This window comes from Belliella aquatica (assembly GCF_014637795.1).
Lineage (GTDB): Bacteria > Bacteroidota > Bacteroidia > Cytophagales > Cyclobacteriaceae > Belliella > Belliella aquatica.
In genome coordinates, this window is record NZ_BMFD01000011.1 from 1 (window position 1) to 17,628 (window position 17,628).

Genomic DNA, 17,628 nt, shown 5'->3' on the forward strand with positions numbered 1-17,628 from the left:
AAATCGCAACCTACAATCCAGTGAACCGCCGTATACGAGACCCGTACGTACGGTGGTGTGAGAGGCGAACCGTGAGCTTATGGCTCACGGCCGTCTACTCGATTGGACTTAGTTCTTTATTAGGTTCACTATCAGTTTTATCATCAATTCCCTTTGCTCAGGTAAACTTTGGGCTACTGCCAATGCCAGAGCCACCAAAGTATTTTCATTAATTTTCCTAATTCCCCTTTCATCTAAATGATAACTGTTCTGCTCAAGAAACCACACAAATAGAAAAGAACCGATTCTCTTGTTTCCATCGCTAAAAGCATGTCCTTTGATGACAGAATATAACAATTGTGCTGCCTGTTCTTCTATGGTAGGATATGCCAATTCTCCAAACACCGTTTGGGAGATACTTCCCAATATTCCCCTGAATGAATCATCTTTCTCGTTGCCGAAAAGCTCTCCGGCTTCTCCTTTCTGAATCAATTCTTTCTTTAATTGGTGAATGGCTTTCTTGACATCATCATAGTTAATGACATAAATGATTTCTTTTGAAAGGTTATCGAGCTGAAGATCTTCTGAATCATACCTATTGAGTAATTCAAAAGATTTGGAATACTTTGAAATAATATCCAAAAATCCTTCCGTCAATACTCTTTGTGACTCAAACGTTTTTTCCCTTAAAATTCCAAGCTGGTTCTCTAAATGAATTATTTTTTGACCTTGCTTACTCAATAATTCGTTATTGATGGCATAACCTTTCACTAAGTAATCTTTCAATCTTTGGGTTGCCCATTTTCTGAATTCAATCCCAACAGGTGATTTTACCCGGTATCCAACTGAGATCACAACATCTAAATTGTAAGCTGAAACTGCCCTTTTTACTTTTCTTTCTCCTTCTTTTTGAACTTGGCGGAAATTCCGCCAAGTTGACTCTTTATCCAATTCTCCCTCTTTGTAAATATTTCGGATATGCTCACCAACCGTCCTTCTAGCTTTACCAAATAACTCAACAAGCTGCTGTTCGGTGACCCAAACCGTATCGTGCTCCCCATCCAAAATGATTTCAAATTCATCACTACCTTGGGAGGGTTTGAAAACCACTATTTCAGAATTAAAGTCAACTGTTTCCATGTAGGAAGATAAAGTATTTTGATAAAAATATTAGTTCATTGTTTCAAAAAACCTTTGATTTCAAAATTGCCAGGATCTTTAACAGCATATTCTATTAAGACCTTTGATCCCATTTTCTTTTTATCGATTCTCTGAGAAAGTTTTTTCTTCTGAACATAAACCGAATCATCAACCTGATAGGATATCGTGATGATTTGAGTATATCCTCTCCCCATGGGTCCATACCCAAGTGCATTTTCTGTAATTACTGCTTTGATCTCTGCCGTTTTTGTCCATGGAGCAAATGGCATTTCAAAATTATTCCATGCTAGGTATAGAAAAACTCCAAAACCTAATATTCCGATTATCCAAGGATTCTGCTTTGCCATTTTAGAATTGAGTCCAACGGTTTGCTTTCCGCTATACTGAGGAAAGCATTCCATTTTAGTATGCTTTCCACTATATTGGGGAAATATATATTATAAAACTAAAAGAATTTTTATAAATTTAAACCATCTAATGGACTTTTTATTTTATCAAACCCTCTAGTTGAAATGTGAGTATAAATTCGAGTCGTTTTTGGGCTTTTGTGTCCTAATAATGACTGATTATAACGATTGCCCGTACCATTCTCTAGGAAATGCGTCGCTTATGAAAGTGTTTTTCGCTAAACGGTAAAAAAGTATCAATAAAAAGACCTCCAAAAGATTTTGGAGGTCTGCATTCAAAAAGGATTATGATTTATCCTTCAAATTTTATTTTATCATATTAGATTTTAATCTTGCAAATCATCATTTGCCTTTTATAATCTTCTAATTTTTATCCTTCATCCTTTCTATTTCATCCTTTTCCCTACACCAGCTTTTCTCTAAAAAACTTCATCGTTCTTTCCCAAGCTAATTTTGCTCCTGCTTCATCATATCTTGGGGTGGAGTGGTTGTGGAAACCATGGTTTAAACCTTCATAAAAGTGAACTTCATAAGATTTTCCATTTGCATCCAAAGCTGCCTTATACTCATCCCAACCAGCATTAACTCTTGTATCCAATTCAGCAAAATGAATTTGTAAAGGAGCGCTAATCGCAGGGACTTCTTCGGCTGTTGGCTGTCCTCCATAATAGGGAACGGCTGCTTTGAGTCCAGGAACACGAACAGCCATCATATTGGATATCCAGCCACCAAAGCAAAAACCAACGACACCAATATTGCCATCACAATCAGGGTGATTTTTCAAGGTTTCATAAGCTGCAATGAAATCTTCCAACATCTCGTCTCTATTTCTCTTTGCTTGCATGGTTCTTCCTTCTTCATCTGTACCCGGATAACCACCAAAAGGTGTCAGGGCATCCGGTGCAATGGCGATAAATCCATCCAAAGCACATTGATGAGCTACATCTTCTATGTAGGGGTTTAATCCTCTATTTTCATGGACGACCACAATGCCAGGTAATTTTCCAGACATTCCAGCAGGTTTGGTCAAAAGTGCTTTCATTTCTCCTGCACCTTTTGGAGAATCGTATTTGATATATGCTGCGTCAAAACGTTTGTCATCAAGATCAAATCTCTTGGCCTCTACATAATTTGGCATCAAATAACTCATCAACGCTGAAACTGTAAAACCTCCTGCTGTGTACAAAGAAAGTCGTTCTACAAACTGTCTTCTATCAATTTTGCTGTGGACATATTCATCATAAATATCAAATACATCTTGGCTAATATCTTCTTTTTTAATGGGTTTCATCTTTTGAAAAAAGGGTTAATTTATGGTTTATTTTCACTTAAGCTAAGAAACAAATTAGTAAATATGTTTTAGATTTAGGTCGAAAATTTATTAGCGGAAAATATTGAATTTGAATGAAGGAAAATAGAAGTTTTCTAGGTTTTGAATTAATAGTATTCAATTAAAAAAATAGAATTCTTTTAAAGCAGGACCTATCTTAAGCTAGTTATAATAATACCTTGTACACACTCCAAACTCCTAATGTCAGGGTGATTAACCAGATCACTCCTCCAATAATATTCAACGATAAGGTATTGACATGGTCCTTCATTACAGATTTTTTATTAACCAGCCAGAGAATATAGGCACTCAAAAGGGGGAGGAGGATTCCATTCGAAATTTGTGCCCAGGAGATCAATTGGATGGGTTTGATTCCGAAGGATGAAAATATAAGACCCAATCCCAAAATGACAATGATACTGAGTCGCATGGCTCTGCTTTGGATTTCTGTAGACCAACCAAAACAACCACAAACTACCATAGCACCCGCTAAAGGTGCGGTGATAGCAGAAGTAACTCCTGCCGAGAATAGTCCAAAAGCCATAAAATACTTGGCATAATTTCCTAAGAGCGTTTCCAATCCAATGGCCAAATCAGCGGCGGATTCAACAGCAAGAATTTTTCCCGAAGCAGCTGTGACCACGATCGCCATCGAGACCAATCCACCAATCACAACTGAAACAACAGTGTCAAATCGAATGTACTTGATATCTGAAATTTCATTCCATTTTTTACTGACCAAAGTTGAATGGAGGAAAAGGTTGTATGGCACAACTGTAGTACCAATCAAGGCAACGATGTTGAGGATATTTTCAGAGTTTACATTTGGAGCAAAACCACTCACCAAAGCATAGAAATTCGGCTTCAAAAGAATTGCTGTAATCAAAAATGCTAAACTCATTAAGATGACAAGAATCGTAAGGTAGCGCGTAATCGTTTTGAAATTTCCAGTAAGTAAAAGCAGCAAAGCAATCGACCCAATCAAGAAATTCATAAGACTAATTTCTAATTGACCGAAATTCAAATCAGGAAGCTGAAAGAATAGTTCTGCCCCCATCGCGCCTCCGGAAATGTTGCCTGCTTCATAAGCTGCATTCCCAAGAACAATGGCCATAAGAACTAAGGCAATGGAAAAATATCGGACAACTCCTTTTTGAATAAATTCTGAGATGACTGCGGCTAGTCCTTTTTGTGTAAGAAGTCCGATTCTGGCAGCCATTTCTTGCAAAACAACAGTAGCTACAATAGAAAGTGCCAATGCCCAAAGGAGTTCATATCCAAAATTGACTCCAGCAATGGTGCAAACTGTGACCGTTCCCGGCCCAATAAAAGCAGCAGCAACCAAGGGCCCTGGACCGATGTATTTTCTCCAACTCATTTCGCACCTTGCTGTAATGCATATACGGCAAAACTCCCTAACCAATGTGTTCCTTCGTAATTGTCATCAACAATGGAAGGAAGAGAGTAGGAGATATGTGCATTTGCGATTGCATTCAAATGTCCATATTGATAGGGATAAGCTTTCGCTAAACCATAAATGCACCAAGCACGACTGAAATTCAATCCATCCAAATGAACTAATTTCCCATCTGTTCGATCACTGACTTCTCCAGGTTTTAGTTCAAAATCCTTATTCTTCAACTCAGGCATAAAGTCAGCTATCCATAAATCAAACTCTTCTTTCTCCAGCACTTTTCGCATGATATCCAATTCTTGAAAGCAAGGTGATAAGAAATCAAAGCCACTAGGCTCCCAATCTAAAGGACAATTGATATCATTCATAAACCAATCTTTCGATCGTTGGCGAATCATTTCTGAAAGCTCTTTTTCATTGACCGTCTCTGCATAATCAAAAGCCAGAGACATCCCAAAAGCAATATTGCTGTGCTCTCCAACTCGAATTGGGTAGTTCAATTTGGGTAGAAAATCAAGGTATTTCTTCACCATCAGGTCTGTCAAAGGCTGAAGGTTTCTCTCCAATTCTTTTGCCACAGGATCATCCCAGAGATAGAGTTCCTCAGCTAATTTTAATACCCATGCCCAGCCGTATGTTCGCTCGAAACTTGAGTTTTGAGGTTGGAAAAAATAATTGACCTCTGCTAAGATATTCGTGTAGCTGATGTTTTCGAGCAGCATTTTTTTGATTTCCTCTTTCTTTTCTAGCTCGGGAAATTGTCTGAGCAAACTCACTAACATCCAATGTCCATGAACACTTGAATGCCAGTCAAAACATCCATAGAATGCAGGATGAAGCGCTTTTGGTCCTTTGAGATAATCTTCGGAGGCCAAGGTTTGATTGAGCTTATTGGGATATTCGACTTGCATGCAGTGAAGCGGTAATTCAGCTAATCTATTTGCTTCCTCCAAAGTGAGTTGAAGAGTCGGTATTTCATCTTGAGGGTTGTTCTTGTCACAGGCAGAAAAAATCAAAAATAGCGAGATCAATAAAGGTAAATTTCTTTTCATATGGTCATCCTGAAATTGATAATCAGTTTAATTGTAAAGTGTCAAGTTAAAATTAATTTTTAATTTTTGTAAACTTGTGGAAACCATTCTACAAAATGAAAAAAGTCCTCGTCTTTGTTTTGAAATTTATCTTGATCCTCGTTGTTATTATAGTACTTTCCTTGGTATTGAGTTACAGAAGTGATATAAGTCCAGAAGTTTTAATAGAAAAATATGCTAACGAATCATCTTATTTTATCAATGTGGATGGGATCAATATGCATGTGAATGTCCAAGGAGAAGGCGAGCCGATATTTCTGATTCATGGGAGTTTTTCATCCATGCATACCTGGGAAGCTTGGGCGATGGAGTTATCCCCTTATTTTATGACCATTTCCATGGATTTGCCCGGTCATGGATTGACAGGTCCTGATGCCGAAAAGCGCTATGGAGTAGAGGAATATGCAGATTTGCTTTTTGGCTTGGCGGATAACTTAGGAATTGACGAATTTCACATTGCAGGAAATTCGATGGGTGGAGCCGTAGCACTGAGAATGGCATCAGAAAAGCCTGAACGTATCCTTACCCTGAACCTTGTAAATTCCTCAGGTGCTCCAAATAGAGCCGTAGTGAATACCAATTCAAAAAGAACAAATACATCCAAAGCACCTATTTTTCAGTTAGCAAGTCATCCTATTTTTTCAAAAATCCTTCTCAAGTGCACCCCAAAATTCCTTTTCAAAATGAATATTTATCAAGTTTATTTTGATTCTGAAAAAATTAAGGATGAAAGTGTAACGCGCTATTATGAATTGATGAGAAGGGAAGGCAACAGACGGGCAACATTAGATCGATTGACGACTAGGAAAGCCTTAAATATAGATTTTGAAAAAATCAAGATGCCTGTTTTGATTACTTGGGGAAGGGAAGATACTTGGATTCCTTTGGCTAATGGAGAAAGGTTGGCTGCGGCGATTCCTGAGGCAAAACTCAAAGTTTTTGATCGTGTGGGCCACGTACCGATGGAAGAAATGCCGACAGAGACTGTCATAGAATATTTGTCGTTTCTAGGCATTCAGTCAAATATCGATTACTTTTCGTCTCCAAAATATTACAGTCATGCTTTTAGAAAATCTCATTTACATCATTCTTTTATTTCAATCTATTCTGCTGATTTATCTGGTTTATAAGTTGCATCAAAAGAGTCAGTCGGATTCCGGAAATAAGCAAGAATTCCAAGAACTCAGAAGTGAAATCAATCAGCAAATGGCCTCAAACCGGTCTGAGATTAATAATGGCTTGATGCATCAATTTAGTTTGGTTTTCGAGTCCTTGAGATCAAATTCAAAAGAACAATCGACTGATTTGAAGGATTTTGGAGTACTCTTTAGGGAAAATGTAAAGGAATTCAATGAACTCCAAAGAGAGAAGTTTCAAGACCTAATCAATAAGCAGGAGAGAATGCTGCAGTCAACAGAAGAGCGCTTAGAAAAAATGCGTGAGACAGTTGATGAAAAGCTTCAAAAAACACTGGAAACTAGATTAGGTCAATCATTTGAACTAGTAAGTAATCAGCTTCTCGCTGTTCAAAAAGGACTTGGCGAAATGCAAACGCTAGCCACAGGAGTTGGAGATTTGAAGCGTGTTTTGAACAATGTAAAAACTCGTGGAGTATTGGGTGAGTATCAGTTGCAAGCGATCTTAGAAAATGTCTTGGCACCAGATCAATTTGAATATAATGTTCAAGTGAAAAAGGGTAATAGTGAAAGAGTGGAATTTGCCATCAAGATGCCGGGAAATGGACATGATGGCCCTGTTTACCTTCCAATTGATGCCAAATTTCCTCAGGAAACCTATTATAGGTTATTAGATGCTTATGAATTGGGGGAGAAAGGATTGGTAGATGTTGCGAAGATAGAACTCTTCAAAGCAGTCAAAAAATCTGCCCAAGACATCAGCAACAAATACATCATTCCTCCCTACACAACAGACTTTGCCGTACTCTTTCTTCCCATGGAAAGTCTTTATGCAGAGGTGATTCGTGATGGTGATTTGGCGCAACAGTTGCAAAGAGATTATAAAATTATTCTAGTTGGTCCTACAACTTTGGCAGCCATGCTGAATAGTTTGCAGATGGGTTTTAAAACATTAGCGATACAGCAGCGTAGTAGTGAAGTCTGGAAAGTATTGGGTGCTGTGAAGACTGAATTCGCAAAATTTGGAGATTTGATCAGCAAAGCCCAAAAGAAAATTACCGAAGCAAGTACAGACTTGGATACTTTGGTAGGAACGAGGACAAGAGTGATTCAAAGAAAGCTAAGAGAAATAGAAGATATTCCTGAGGAAGAAGGCAAAAAGCTTTTGGAATAGCTGGAAAATTCATTTCTTGCTGATAAATTTAATTAATAGTTATGAAGTACCTGTTTTTCACTATTTTATTCTTTCAAGTGCTAGTCGGTCAAGGACAAGAGATCTTTGAAGTAGACTCAGAAGAGCGTAATAATTCTATTGTGATTGCAAAGACTGCTGAAAAAATGATTTCCGCTGGCAATTATGAAGGAGCTTCTAAAATTTTAGAGTCAGTACTCGAAAAGGATCCGACATTTCACCCTGCTTATGTCAATTATTATAATGCAATAAGAAATTTGCCACAAAAGACCAATAAGCTTATACAGGCACTTTCATCAGCTTTGGAAATTTTTGAAGAAGACGATGAATTGGCCTATTATTTAGGAAACATTTATCAAGAACAGAAGCAATTTGATAAGGCAATCCAAGCTTATTCCGCTGCAATCGCCTACAGTAAAATTAATGGAGAAGATTTCCCAATTGTTTGGGCGTACCATTTTAATAGGGGAAATTGTCATTTGAAAATCAAAAAGTTTGACAAAGCTATTGTGGATTATACATATGCCTTGAAACTCAGCCCTGACAACTCTGATGTATTGACTAATCGTGGAACAAGTTATTATCAAGCAAAAAATGGAAGTAAAGCATGTGAAGACTGGAATACTGCAAGAAGATTAGGGAATAAGTCTGTAGATAAATATCTTAGTAATTTTTGTAAATAAAAGGCTTGGTAAACAGATTTGAAGTTGATTTGATTAAATTATATCAAAAAGCATTTATTTCAATTGGGATGGTGCATTAGCCCATCCTTAAGAGATTATAATTTTATGGATTGGCTTTAGCCAAATTTATTTTTTGGCTAAAGGGGGAGAGTTTGTTTTAGCCATCTAAGAAGAATAAATTTTATAATTTTTAAATTTTCAAATCTTCCACTCCATTTACCTTAATTAATTCATTCTAAGTATTTACATTTACACCCTAATCAATTAGATTCACCCCTATGGGAATGAAAATAGTCATTGCTGGTGCTGGAGATATGGGATACCATCTTGCAGAGCGATTGAGTTTTGATAACAAAGACATCGTAATGATCGATACAGATAAGGATGTTCTTGATAATGTTGCTTCACATTTAGATGTGCTTACTATTGTGGGTGACGCGACTTCTTTAGATATTCTTAAAAGTGCTGGTGTTGACGAAGCCCATATGGTCATGGCCGTCACTACTTCTGAAAAAAGCAATATTGTAACAGCTGCATTAGCGAAGCAACTTGGCGCTAAAAGAGTAATAGCTAGAGTTAGAACCCATGATTATCTAACTCCTGAGCATGAAGTCTATTTTAATCAAATTGGCATAGATAATATTATTTCGCCGACGATGCTCTGTAGTACGGAGATCAAAAGGATGCTTCAAAACTCTTCTTTTACTGATGTTTTTGAATTTGAAGAAGGGAAAATGAACGTGGTTGGAATTACTTTGGACCAATATAGTACGCTTGTGAATCGGGCAATTTCGGAGATGAGCCAAGATTTGATTTTTAAAGATATTAGAATTATTGCAATCGTAAGAGATCAAATTACAATCATTCCAAGAGGAAATACAGTTTTAAGAAATAATGATCACGTATTTTTCATATCAAACAAAAAAGCTGTAGAGTCTATTTTAGAGCTTCTTGGGCAGAAAAAAGTAACCATTAAAAATGTAATGATTATCGGTGGTGATGATATGGCTTATGCGACAGCATTGAAGCTCGAGAATGACTACAGAGTGACTTTGGTCCACAAGGATAAAGAACGTTGTAAATGGCTTTCGGAAAGACTTGATAATACGCTGGTTATCAATGGAGACTATAAAAATATTGATCTATTGGTTGAAGAGGGATTAGAAGAAATGGAGGCGTTTATTTCTGTGACTGAGTCCTCAGAAACAAACATAATTGCGAGTTTGACGGCTAAGAATCATGGAGTTTACAAAACAATCGCACATGTGGATACGAGAGAATATATCCATATTTCACACAGTATCGGAGTAGATTCTTTGATTAACAAAAAGCTAGTAGCAGCAAATCAGATTACCCGATTTCTTAGAAAAGGAAATGTCGAGGCTGTTTCAGGTATTTATGGAGTTGATGCAGAGTTTATCCAATATGTCATCACTAAAAACAACAGGGTAACAAGAAAATCTTTGAAAGACTTACATTTTCCAGAAACAGCGATAGTTGCTGGTGTGATTCGAGGAAATCAAGTGTATATCCCTGATGGTGATTTTATATTACAAATCGATGACAAGACCATTGTATTTGCGCTACCGAGTGCCAAATCATCCTTAGAAAAGCTATTTCATTAAGTAATGATTCATTTTAAGGCAATAGGAAAAATATTAGGAGCTTTATTAATGCTATTGGCATTGCTGATGCTTCCTGGTGTAGGTTTTTCACTTTATTTCAATAGCAATGATGAAGTAGCACTTTTGGGTTCTGCATTCATTTCATTATCAGTAGGGGCAACGCTATACTTTTCCTTTTCTAAGCAGGATCAGAATATTAGAAAAAGAGAGGGTTATCTGATAGTCTCTCTAAGTTGGCTTTTTATGTCAATTTTTGGAATGCTACCTTATTTGTTGAGTGGAACAATTAGTACCATTCCAGATGCAATTTTTGAAACTGTTTCTGGTCTGACTACGACTGGGGCCACCATACTGGTCGACATTGAAGCAACTCCTAGAGGAATTCTTTTTTGGAGAAGTATGACGCAGTGGATAGGTGGATTAGGAATCATTGTTCTAACTGTAGCCATTTTACCGCTTTTAGGAATTGGTGGGATCGAGTTGTTTGTTGCCGAGTCTCCTGGACCTACTTCAGATAAATTGCATCCTAGAATTCGCGAAACAGCCAAAAGACTTTGGTTTGTCTATATGGGCTTGACTGTTTTAGTTGGAATTCTTTACTATATAGGAGGAATGACCATTTTTGATGCAGTCAATCATGCACTTACTACCATGGCTACTGGTGGATTTTCTACCAAAAATGCGAGTATGGCGTTTTATGATTCTGCTTTTATTCAATATGTGGCTATTCTTTTTATGTTTTTGGCAGGAACAAATTTCACCATTATATATTTTGGATTAATAGGAAAGTTTGATCGTGTTTTCAAATCAGATGAATTTAAAACTTATGCACTCACCATAGTTTTCCTTGCGTTATGTTTTGCGTTTCCAATCTACTATTATAGTGGCCAAGAATTTGAGAAATCATTTAGAGACGGTCTATTTCAGATAGTCTCATTGATCACGACAACAGGTTATATTACAGCAGATTACACGTCTTATCATCAAGGATTAACGCTCATCTTTTTCATGATGCTTTTTTTAGGAGGTTCAGCAGGATCTACCGCAGGTGGGATTAAATTTGTAAGACATTTGACTTTTGTCAAAAATACATGGCTGGAATTTAAGAGAATAGTACATCCAAGGGCTGTGGTGCCTTTAAAAATAAACGGTGATCGTGTAACAGGGAAAATCATTACACACATCATGAACTTCCTACTTATTTATCTCATGATTTTTGTGATAGGATCAATTATTATGACTTTGATGGGGTATGATATTTTAACTTCCTTTGGTGCTGTCGCGACGAGTTTAGGAAATGTAGGACCGGGAATCGGATCTGTGGGTCCTGAAGATAACTTCGCATTCTTTGGACCTGCTGCTAAGATATTTCTAAGCTTTTTAATGCTTTTAGGAAGACTAGAATTATTTACTATTCTTATTGTGTTTACTCCATTCTTTTGGAGAGCGAATTAGGCTAGTGGAATTTCAAAATAAAAAGTAGAACCTGCCCCATATTCACTTTCTACCCAAATAGTTCCTTTGTTGATTTGTACAAGTTCTTTGGTTAAGATTAGACCAATTCCTGTACCTCTTTCCTGATGTGTGCCAGGAGTGCTGAAAAACTCGTTTCCAAATAATTTTTCGAGGTTTTTTCTTAAGATTCCAACCCCTTCATCACTGATTTTGATGACAAGATTATCTTCTTTTTTGTATGAGCTGATTACAATTTGATCATTTTTCTTGGTGAATTTTAAAGCGTTCGACAATAAATTTCTAATTATGATTTCCAACATATTCTTATCCGCTCTAGCAAATGTGTGTTCAGGAATATCATTGATCATAACTTGCCCTTTAAAGTAACCTGAGTGATACAGGTATTCGATATTCTTTTGCACGATTACGCGCACATCGATATCAACATTTGTCACTTCCAAACCATTCATTTGGCTTCTAGACCAAATCAAGATGTTTTCAAGAAGAATATTATTATTTCCAAGATTTTCAGCAATGATAGGGATATAGGATTCAAACTCTTCTTTCGTTAAACTATCTTCTTGGATCAAGTTTACCAAGCCACTTAATGAGTTGAGTGGTCCTTTAAGATCATGAGCTAAAATGGAGAAAATTTTATCTTTTACATGATTTAATCTTTGCAATTCTTCCTTATTGAGTTCTATTTCTTTCTTAGATTCTGAAAGTTGGAGCAAGTTGATTTTCTCCCTTTTTAATGCCCTAAAAACCAAAATGTAGGCAATGCTTATGATCAGTAATGAAAGAATTAAACCAAGGGTGAGGTATAATTTGAACCTCTCGTTTTGTTCAACTAGGGCTTTTTCTCTGTTCAAAAAATCTATTTGCTCTTTTTGATTTTTAATGGTAAGACCTGCTAGGTAAATCTTAGTTTTTTCATTTTTGATAATATTTCTTTCTATTTGGAGTAAGTTTTGATATTTCTTGGATTTTTCCAAGTCTCCCATATTGAAATAAACCTGATTCATTATTTGATAAATCTCAATCATGGATTGAGAAACAGGCTTTTCCTCGTGTAGCTTTTGCGCTAGCTCTGCATATTTGATTGCTTCTTCTCTTTCGCCAGTTTTTACCATAAGTTCAACCAATTTTGAAAGGGCATTGATCGCTCGAACGTTATCATTGACTATGCCATATTCATAAAGAGCCCAAATATCATTCTCTGCTTCATCATAAATTCCTAAATCAATTAAAAGATTAGCTCTATTGAATTTGGAAACCATCACTTGTCTGATTTCCTTTAATTCTTCTCTTATGATTATAGCTTTGTCGATTAGTTCTATTGCATCCTTATATCTCCCAAGCTCACCAAGAACCAAACTCATTCCTGTGAAATTATATCCTAGGCCATTTTTGTCATTGACTTCTTCGAAATATTTTCTAGCCTGTTCGTAGTAACTGAGCGCTTCGTCAAAATATTCTTTGTAATAATACATTTGACCTATGTTATTCAAAGAATGACCAATCTGCGTTTGATTACCAGATTCCAAACTTAACTCCAAAGCTTCTTCATAGAGCTTTAGAGCTTCTTCGTGCAAATTCATGTTACGGTAGTAAACCCCCAATCTATTAATGTTTTGGGCTTGCAAATGTTTGTTTTGCAGAAGCTTAGCAAGTTCTATTGCTTCTTGATAATATTTAAGCGCAGTATCGGAATAATGGATTTCTTGTACTAGTTCAGACAATACATAAAGTCTGCTTGAATCAGTTTTAGTTTGTCTATATAACTTATACAAACTATCCGCTTTGACTTTATGAATCTCTTCCTGTCTAGAGTAAGAATAATGGGTTGGAATTATAAAAATTAGACACAAAAACAATACAAATAAGCGATAAGACTTGTTTGTTAGGGTATTTTCTGGAATCATTCTACTAAAGCAAAGATTGTATAACCAAATATAATTTTTAAGAATGGATTTTTTTTGAAAATTCTAACAAAAAATTTGAAATAGTTATGATATCAATTGTGCTTTCATTTTTGCTATTCGATCTTCTAATGACTCCGAAGAGAGTGATGCCCGAAGTCTATCCACCATAATGGGGAAAGAAAAAGGGGTGAACTGTCCTGGGTTTTTTAGAATAATTTGTTGCGTATTGATTTTTTGAATCGCGGAAACGATCTTATCTTTTTCCATCTGCATTTCTAAGACTTCTCGATGTGCCTGTTTCAAAAGTAAATTTTCCGTATCATATTCCTCAAAAACTCCATAAAGGATACCTGAAGTTGATTGCAGGTGTTTGAATTTCATGGGCTTGCCCGGGAAACCTTGAAAAACTAAACCTGCAATGGTAGCTACATCTCGGAATTTCCGTTTTGCCATTTCACTTTCATTGATACAGGTTGTGATGTCATCGACTAAGCCATCCATAGTAAATAAATCTTCTTCTAGGATTTCTTCGATTGGAATTGGGCTATCTGATAGTAATTCAAAACCATAATCATTCATCGCAATACTGAATGAAATCGGATAACTCACACTAATACGGTAAGCTATCAAGGCTCCTAAAATCTCATGAATCATGCGACCTTCAAAAGGAAAAAAAAATACATGATGTCCTTCTTTAGAAATGTTTTTTTCAATCAATAAAGTTTGATTATCTGGGATTGCTGAGAGTTTTTGTTGCAAAAGTAGGAGTGGAGCAATAAATTGAACTTCCTCTGATTGATATATTCCATTTGATGCTTCTTCCAAAATCTCTCTGATTTTGCCTGACAATTTGGAAGTCAAGGAAATTCGGCCACCCATGTAAGCTGGAATATTATTGGTTTTCTTTTTGGCAAGTTGAACTTGTACTACTTGATCTTTTATTTTGATGAATTCCAATCCTCTGCCTGAGAAAAAGAAGCGATCGCCAGGTTTAAGTTTAGAGATAAAATACTCCTCAATCATACCTAAAAAAGTCCCATTTCTAAGCTTGATTTTTAGCATCGGATCAGAGACAATGGTTCCCATAGATAAGCGATGACGCATGGCCGTACGCTTATTTGTCACTTTATAGAAATTCCCTTCTAAGATTTCCACCTTAGAAAACTCGTCATAGCTCTGTAAGCTTTCGCCACCTTTTGTGATAAATGAAAGAATCCAATTAAATTCTTCATTAGTGATATCTGCAAAAGTGTAAGTGCTTTTGATGATTGGCAAAATTGCATCGGGAGAAAATCCTTCTCCAACCGAAAGGGTGATCAAAAACTGGATTAAAACATCAAAAGTTAGCGTGGGACAATGAATGCTTTCCATCTCTCCATTTTCTATTGCATCTCTTAAAGCCGCTGCTTCGACAAGTTCCAAGGAATTGGTTGGCACAAAATATATTTGACTGGGTAAACCGGGTTGATGACCTGCACGACCTGCCCTTTGTACAAAGCGTGCAACTCCCTTTGGACTTCCGATTTGAATAACTGTTTCTACAGGTCTGAAATCAACACCAAGATCTAAACTCGAAGTGCATACGACCAGTTTCAACTTTCCCAAATGCAAAGCTTCTTCTACCCATGTTCTGACTGATTGATCCAGCGAACCATGGTGAATTGCAACCCAACCAGCCCAATCTGGTCTTTTTTCCATGATCTTTTGATACCAAATCTCAGTTTGAGCCCTAGTATTTGTAAAGAGTAGAACGGATGTTTTCTCTTCAATAATTGGAATAACCTTATCCACCAACTGAATACCCAAATGTCCGGACCAGGGATATTTTTCCAATTCATCAGGATAGATGGTCTGCATATCGATCTTTTTATCAATATCAGCTTTGACAATATGCACAGGAGATTTGTCGCCTAATAATATCTTATGCGCTTCATCAAGATTACCAATTGTGGCTGATATCCCCCAAATTTTAATCGGTTTAGGTTTTAGACTCCTGATATAAGCAAGGGCTAATTGAACTTGTACGCCTCGTTTATTGCCCATCAATTCATGCCATTCGTCAATGACAATGGCTTTTAAATCTTTAAAAAGCTTACTATTATCTTTTTGTGCAAGAAGTATATGCAGTGTTTCCGGTGTGGTCACAAGGCATTCCGGAGGATTTCTTTGCTGCGCTTGTTTCTGTTTGGCGCTCGTGTCTCCATTACGAACCCCAACTTTCCATCGCAAACCTATTTGATCGCAAACTTCCTGCATCGCCATAGAAATATCTTGAGCTAGAGCACGCAGAGGAGTTACCCAAATAATCTGAATTCCATTTTTTTTGGCTTTTTTCCAGCTCGTAGGATTGTTGTGGATGTATTCTAGTAGAACTGGCATCCAAAGTGCAAATGTTTTCCCACTTCCAGTTGGTGCATTAAGAATTCCAGATTTTCCCGCTAGATAATCTTGCCATGCCTCAAGTTGAAAAGGAAATGGTTTCCAATTCTTTGAGTTGAAAAATTGAATAGCTGGAGCGAGTTTTTTATCCACCATAAACTGAAAGTAGGGCTTTTAAATCATTTAAAGTATTGGCTTCTTCGATAGGCTTGTCTTTCCTCCATCGTTGAATTCTTGGAAATCGCAATGCAATCCCTGATTTATGTCTCGGACTTTCTTGAATTCCTTCAAATGCGATTTCGAAAACCAAGCCAGGCTTGACGGTCCGAACAGGACCGAATCTTTCTAAGGTGTTTTTCTTCACATATTGATCTACTTCTTTCATTTCTGCATCAGTCAAGCCTGAGTATGCTTTGGCAAAAGGGATCAGTTTTTCATCTTCCCATACAGCAAGTGTGTAGTCAGAGTATAGATTTGCACGTCTGCCATGTCCTTTTTGGGCATACAAAACCACACCGTCAATAGTTAAGGGCTCTATTTTCCATTTCCACCAGTTTCCTCGCTTTCTTCCAACTTCATAACTCGAGGTTTTCTTTTTAAGCATAAATCCTTCTGCAAGCATTGATCTTGATGTCTTTTGTAAAATCGCCGCTTCCTTCCAATTTTGAACCTCTACAAAAGGAGAGATTTGAAAATTTGTTGCTGCTATTCCTTTGTCAATTTGCTCAAGGATCTTTCGCCTTTCAAGCATGGATTGATCTCGCAGGTCTCTGCCTTCAAATTCTAAAACATCGTAACAAATAAAACCCACTGGAGCATCCAAAAGTAATTTTTTACTGACTGTTTTTCGACCGATTCGAGTTTGGAGAAGGGAAAAGGGAAGTGGTGATCCATCCTGAAATGCTATAATTTCACCATCTAAAACTGTCCCATCAGGTAGTTTTGAACTGAATTCAACAAGTTCTGGAAACTTTTCAGTCACCAACTCTTCACCGCGAGACCAAATAAAAACTTCCTTTGCTCTTTGAATAATTTGTCCTCTGATGCCGTCCCATTTCCATTCGATTTGCCAATCCTCAATTTCTCCAAGTGATTCTAATCCTTCTTCTAATGGATATGCTAAGTAAAAAGGATAAGGTCTAGAAAGGTCATCAGCGAAATTTTTTGCCAAGATCAACTTGTCAAAGCTGGTATTTTCAGGTGTCCAATTTCCCATTAGCCGATGGGCAACTTCTGTTTTTTCCATTTCAAAAACATTGGCTATCGCCTGTGTGATCAAGTTTTGACTGACACCAACACGAAAACCGCCTGTGATGATTTTATTGAAAACAAAGCGTTCTTGTTTGTCTAATGTTGACCAAGCGGCCAACAAATTGGATTTCTTTTCATCCTCGGGCTGTTCTTTTAAGTCCTTCAAAAATTCAATCCAATAGGCTAGACTAAAGTCTGATTTTGTGTCAGGATGGGGTAGAAGGAGTGCAATTGTTTCTGCCAAATCGCCAACAGTCTGATAGGATTCTTCGAAAAGCCATTCAGGAATCTGGGCTATTTCTATACACCAAGTACGAAGTTCTTTGGTAGTGACTGCTCGCTTAGGCTTTTTATGTGTGAAAAGTGCTAGAGTCCACAATTTATCTTTGTCTGATGTTTTTCGAAAATACAGTTCTAATGCCCTCAACTTATCCGAAGTTTTGTTGCTTTGATCAAGACTAGAAAAAAGTTCTGTGAAAAGTTTCATGAAGAAATTGGGATTATTAAATTTTTAAAGGCGTAAGCAATGTGATTTTGTTCACATTCAATTTTAAAATATTTCTATAAATTTATGAAGTTGATTTAACTCTTCTATAAAAT

The 17,628-nt window shown here is 36.8% G+C and carries 13 protein-coding genes; 5 read left to right on the forward strand and 8 right to left on the reverse strand.

Annotated features, from left to right (window positions below; genetic code table 11):
• Positions 1-108: 108 nt before the first annotated feature.
• From IEV57_RS13930 to IEV57_RS13950, 5 genes are all read right to left on the reverse strand, one after another.
• On the reverse strand, positions 109-1,119 hold the full coding sequence (locus tag IEV57_RS13930; RefSeq protein WP_188443656.1) for a virulence RhuM family protein/type II toxin-antitoxin system death-on-curing family toxin: 1,011 nt from the start codon (positions 1,117-1,119) through the stop codon (positions 109-111).
• Between the two features lie 35 nt (positions 1,120-1,154).
• Positions 1,155-1,487, reverse strand: a complete 333-nt coding sequence (locus tag IEV57_RS13935; RefSeq protein ID WP_188443657.1) for a hypothetical protein — start codon at positions 1,485-1,487, stop codon at positions 1,155-1,157.
• A gap of 463 nt (positions 1,488-1,950) precedes the next feature.
• Positions 1,951-2,838 carry a dienelactone hydrolase family protein gene (locus tag IEV57_RS13940; protein ID WP_188443658.1) on the reverse strand — a complete coding sequence of 296 codons (888 nt, stop codon included), beginning with the start codon at positions 2,836-2,838 and terminating at the stop codon, positions 1,951-1,953.
• Between the two features lie 205 nt (positions 2,839-3,043).
• On the reverse strand, positions 3,044-4,255 hold the full coding sequence (locus IEV57_RS13945; RefSeq protein ID WP_188443659.1) for an Nramp family divalent metal transporter: 1,212 nt from the start codon (positions 4,253-4,255) through the stop codon (positions 3,044-3,046).
• The gene (locus IEV57_RS13950; RefSeq protein WP_188443660.1) at positions 4,252-5,343 is read right to left on the reverse strand and encodes a DUF2891 domain-containing protein; all 1,092 of its coding nucleotides are present in this window, start codon (positions 5,341-5,343) and stop codon (positions 4,252-4,254) included. The genes IEV57_RS13945 and IEV57_RS13950 overlap by 4 nt, the downstream gene beginning before the upstream one ends.
• A 95-nt stretch (positions 5,344-5,438) precedes the next feature.
• Here IEV57_RS13950 and IEV57_RS13955 point away from each other — a divergent pair, with 95 nt between their 5' ends.
• From IEV57_RS13955 to IEV57_RS13975, 5 genes are all read left to right on the forward strand, one after another.
• Entirely contained in the window at positions 5,439-6,512 is a 1,074-nt protein-coding gene (locus IEV57_RS13955; protein ID WP_188443661.1) for an alpha/beta fold hydrolase, read from the forward strand.
• Positions 6,442-7,692 carry a DNA recombination protein RmuC gene (locus IEV57_RS13960; RefSeq protein ID WP_188443662.1) on the forward strand — a complete coding sequence of 417 codons (1,251 nt, stop codon included), beginning with the start codon at positions 6,442-6,444 and terminating at the stop codon, positions 7,690-7,692. The genes IEV57_RS13955 and IEV57_RS13960 overlap by 71 nt, the downstream gene beginning before the upstream one ends.
• A gap of 41 nt (positions 7,693-7,733) precedes the next feature.
• Positions 7,734-8,393 (forward strand): tetratricopeptide repeat protein, encoded by a 660-nt coding sequence (locus IEV57_RS13965; protein WP_188443663.1) that lies wholly within the window; start codon positions 7,734-7,736, stop codon positions 8,391-8,393.
• Positions 8,394-8,671: 278 nt separating this feature from the next.
• Positions 8,672-10,018: a Trk system potassium transporter TrkA gene (gene trkA, locus IEV57_RS13970; protein WP_188443664.1), complete on the forward strand. Its 1,347-nt coding sequence runs from the start codon at positions 8,672-8,674 to the stop codon at positions 10,016-10,018.
• Between the two features lie 3 nt (positions 10,019-10,021).
• Positions 10,022-11,473 (forward strand): TrkH family potassium uptake protein, encoded by a 1,452-nt coding sequence (locus tag IEV57_RS13975; RefSeq protein ID WP_188443665.1) that lies wholly within the window; start codon positions 10,022-10,024, stop codon positions 11,471-11,473.
• Here IEV57_RS13975 and IEV57_RS13980 read toward each other — a convergent pair.
• From IEV57_RS13980 to IEV57_RS13990, 3 genes are all read right to left on the reverse strand, one after another.
• Positions 11,470-13,266, reverse strand: a complete 1,797-nt coding sequence (locus IEV57_RS13980; protein ID WP_188443666.1) for a tetratricopeptide repeat-containing sensor histidine kinase — start codon at positions 13,264-13,266, stop codon at positions 11,470-11,472. The two genes, IEV57_RS13975 and IEV57_RS13980, sit on opposite strands and share 4 nt — an antisense overlap.
• A gap of 216 nt (positions 13,267-13,482) precedes the next feature.
• Positions 13,483-15,933: a ligase-associated DNA damage response DEXH box helicase gene (locus tag IEV57_RS13985; RefSeq protein WP_188443667.1), complete on the reverse strand. Its 2,451-nt coding sequence runs from the start codon at positions 15,931-15,933 to the stop codon at positions 13,483-13,485.
• Positions 15,923-17,515 (reverse strand): ATP-dependent DNA ligase, encoded by a 1,593-nt coding sequence (locus tag IEV57_RS13990; RefSeq protein ID WP_188443668.1) that lies wholly within the window; start codon positions 17,513-17,515, stop codon positions 15,923-15,925. Before IEV57_RS13990 ends, IEV57_RS13985 begins: the two co-directional genes overlap by 11 nt.
• Between the last annotated feature and the right edge of the window lie 113 nt (positions 17,516-17,628).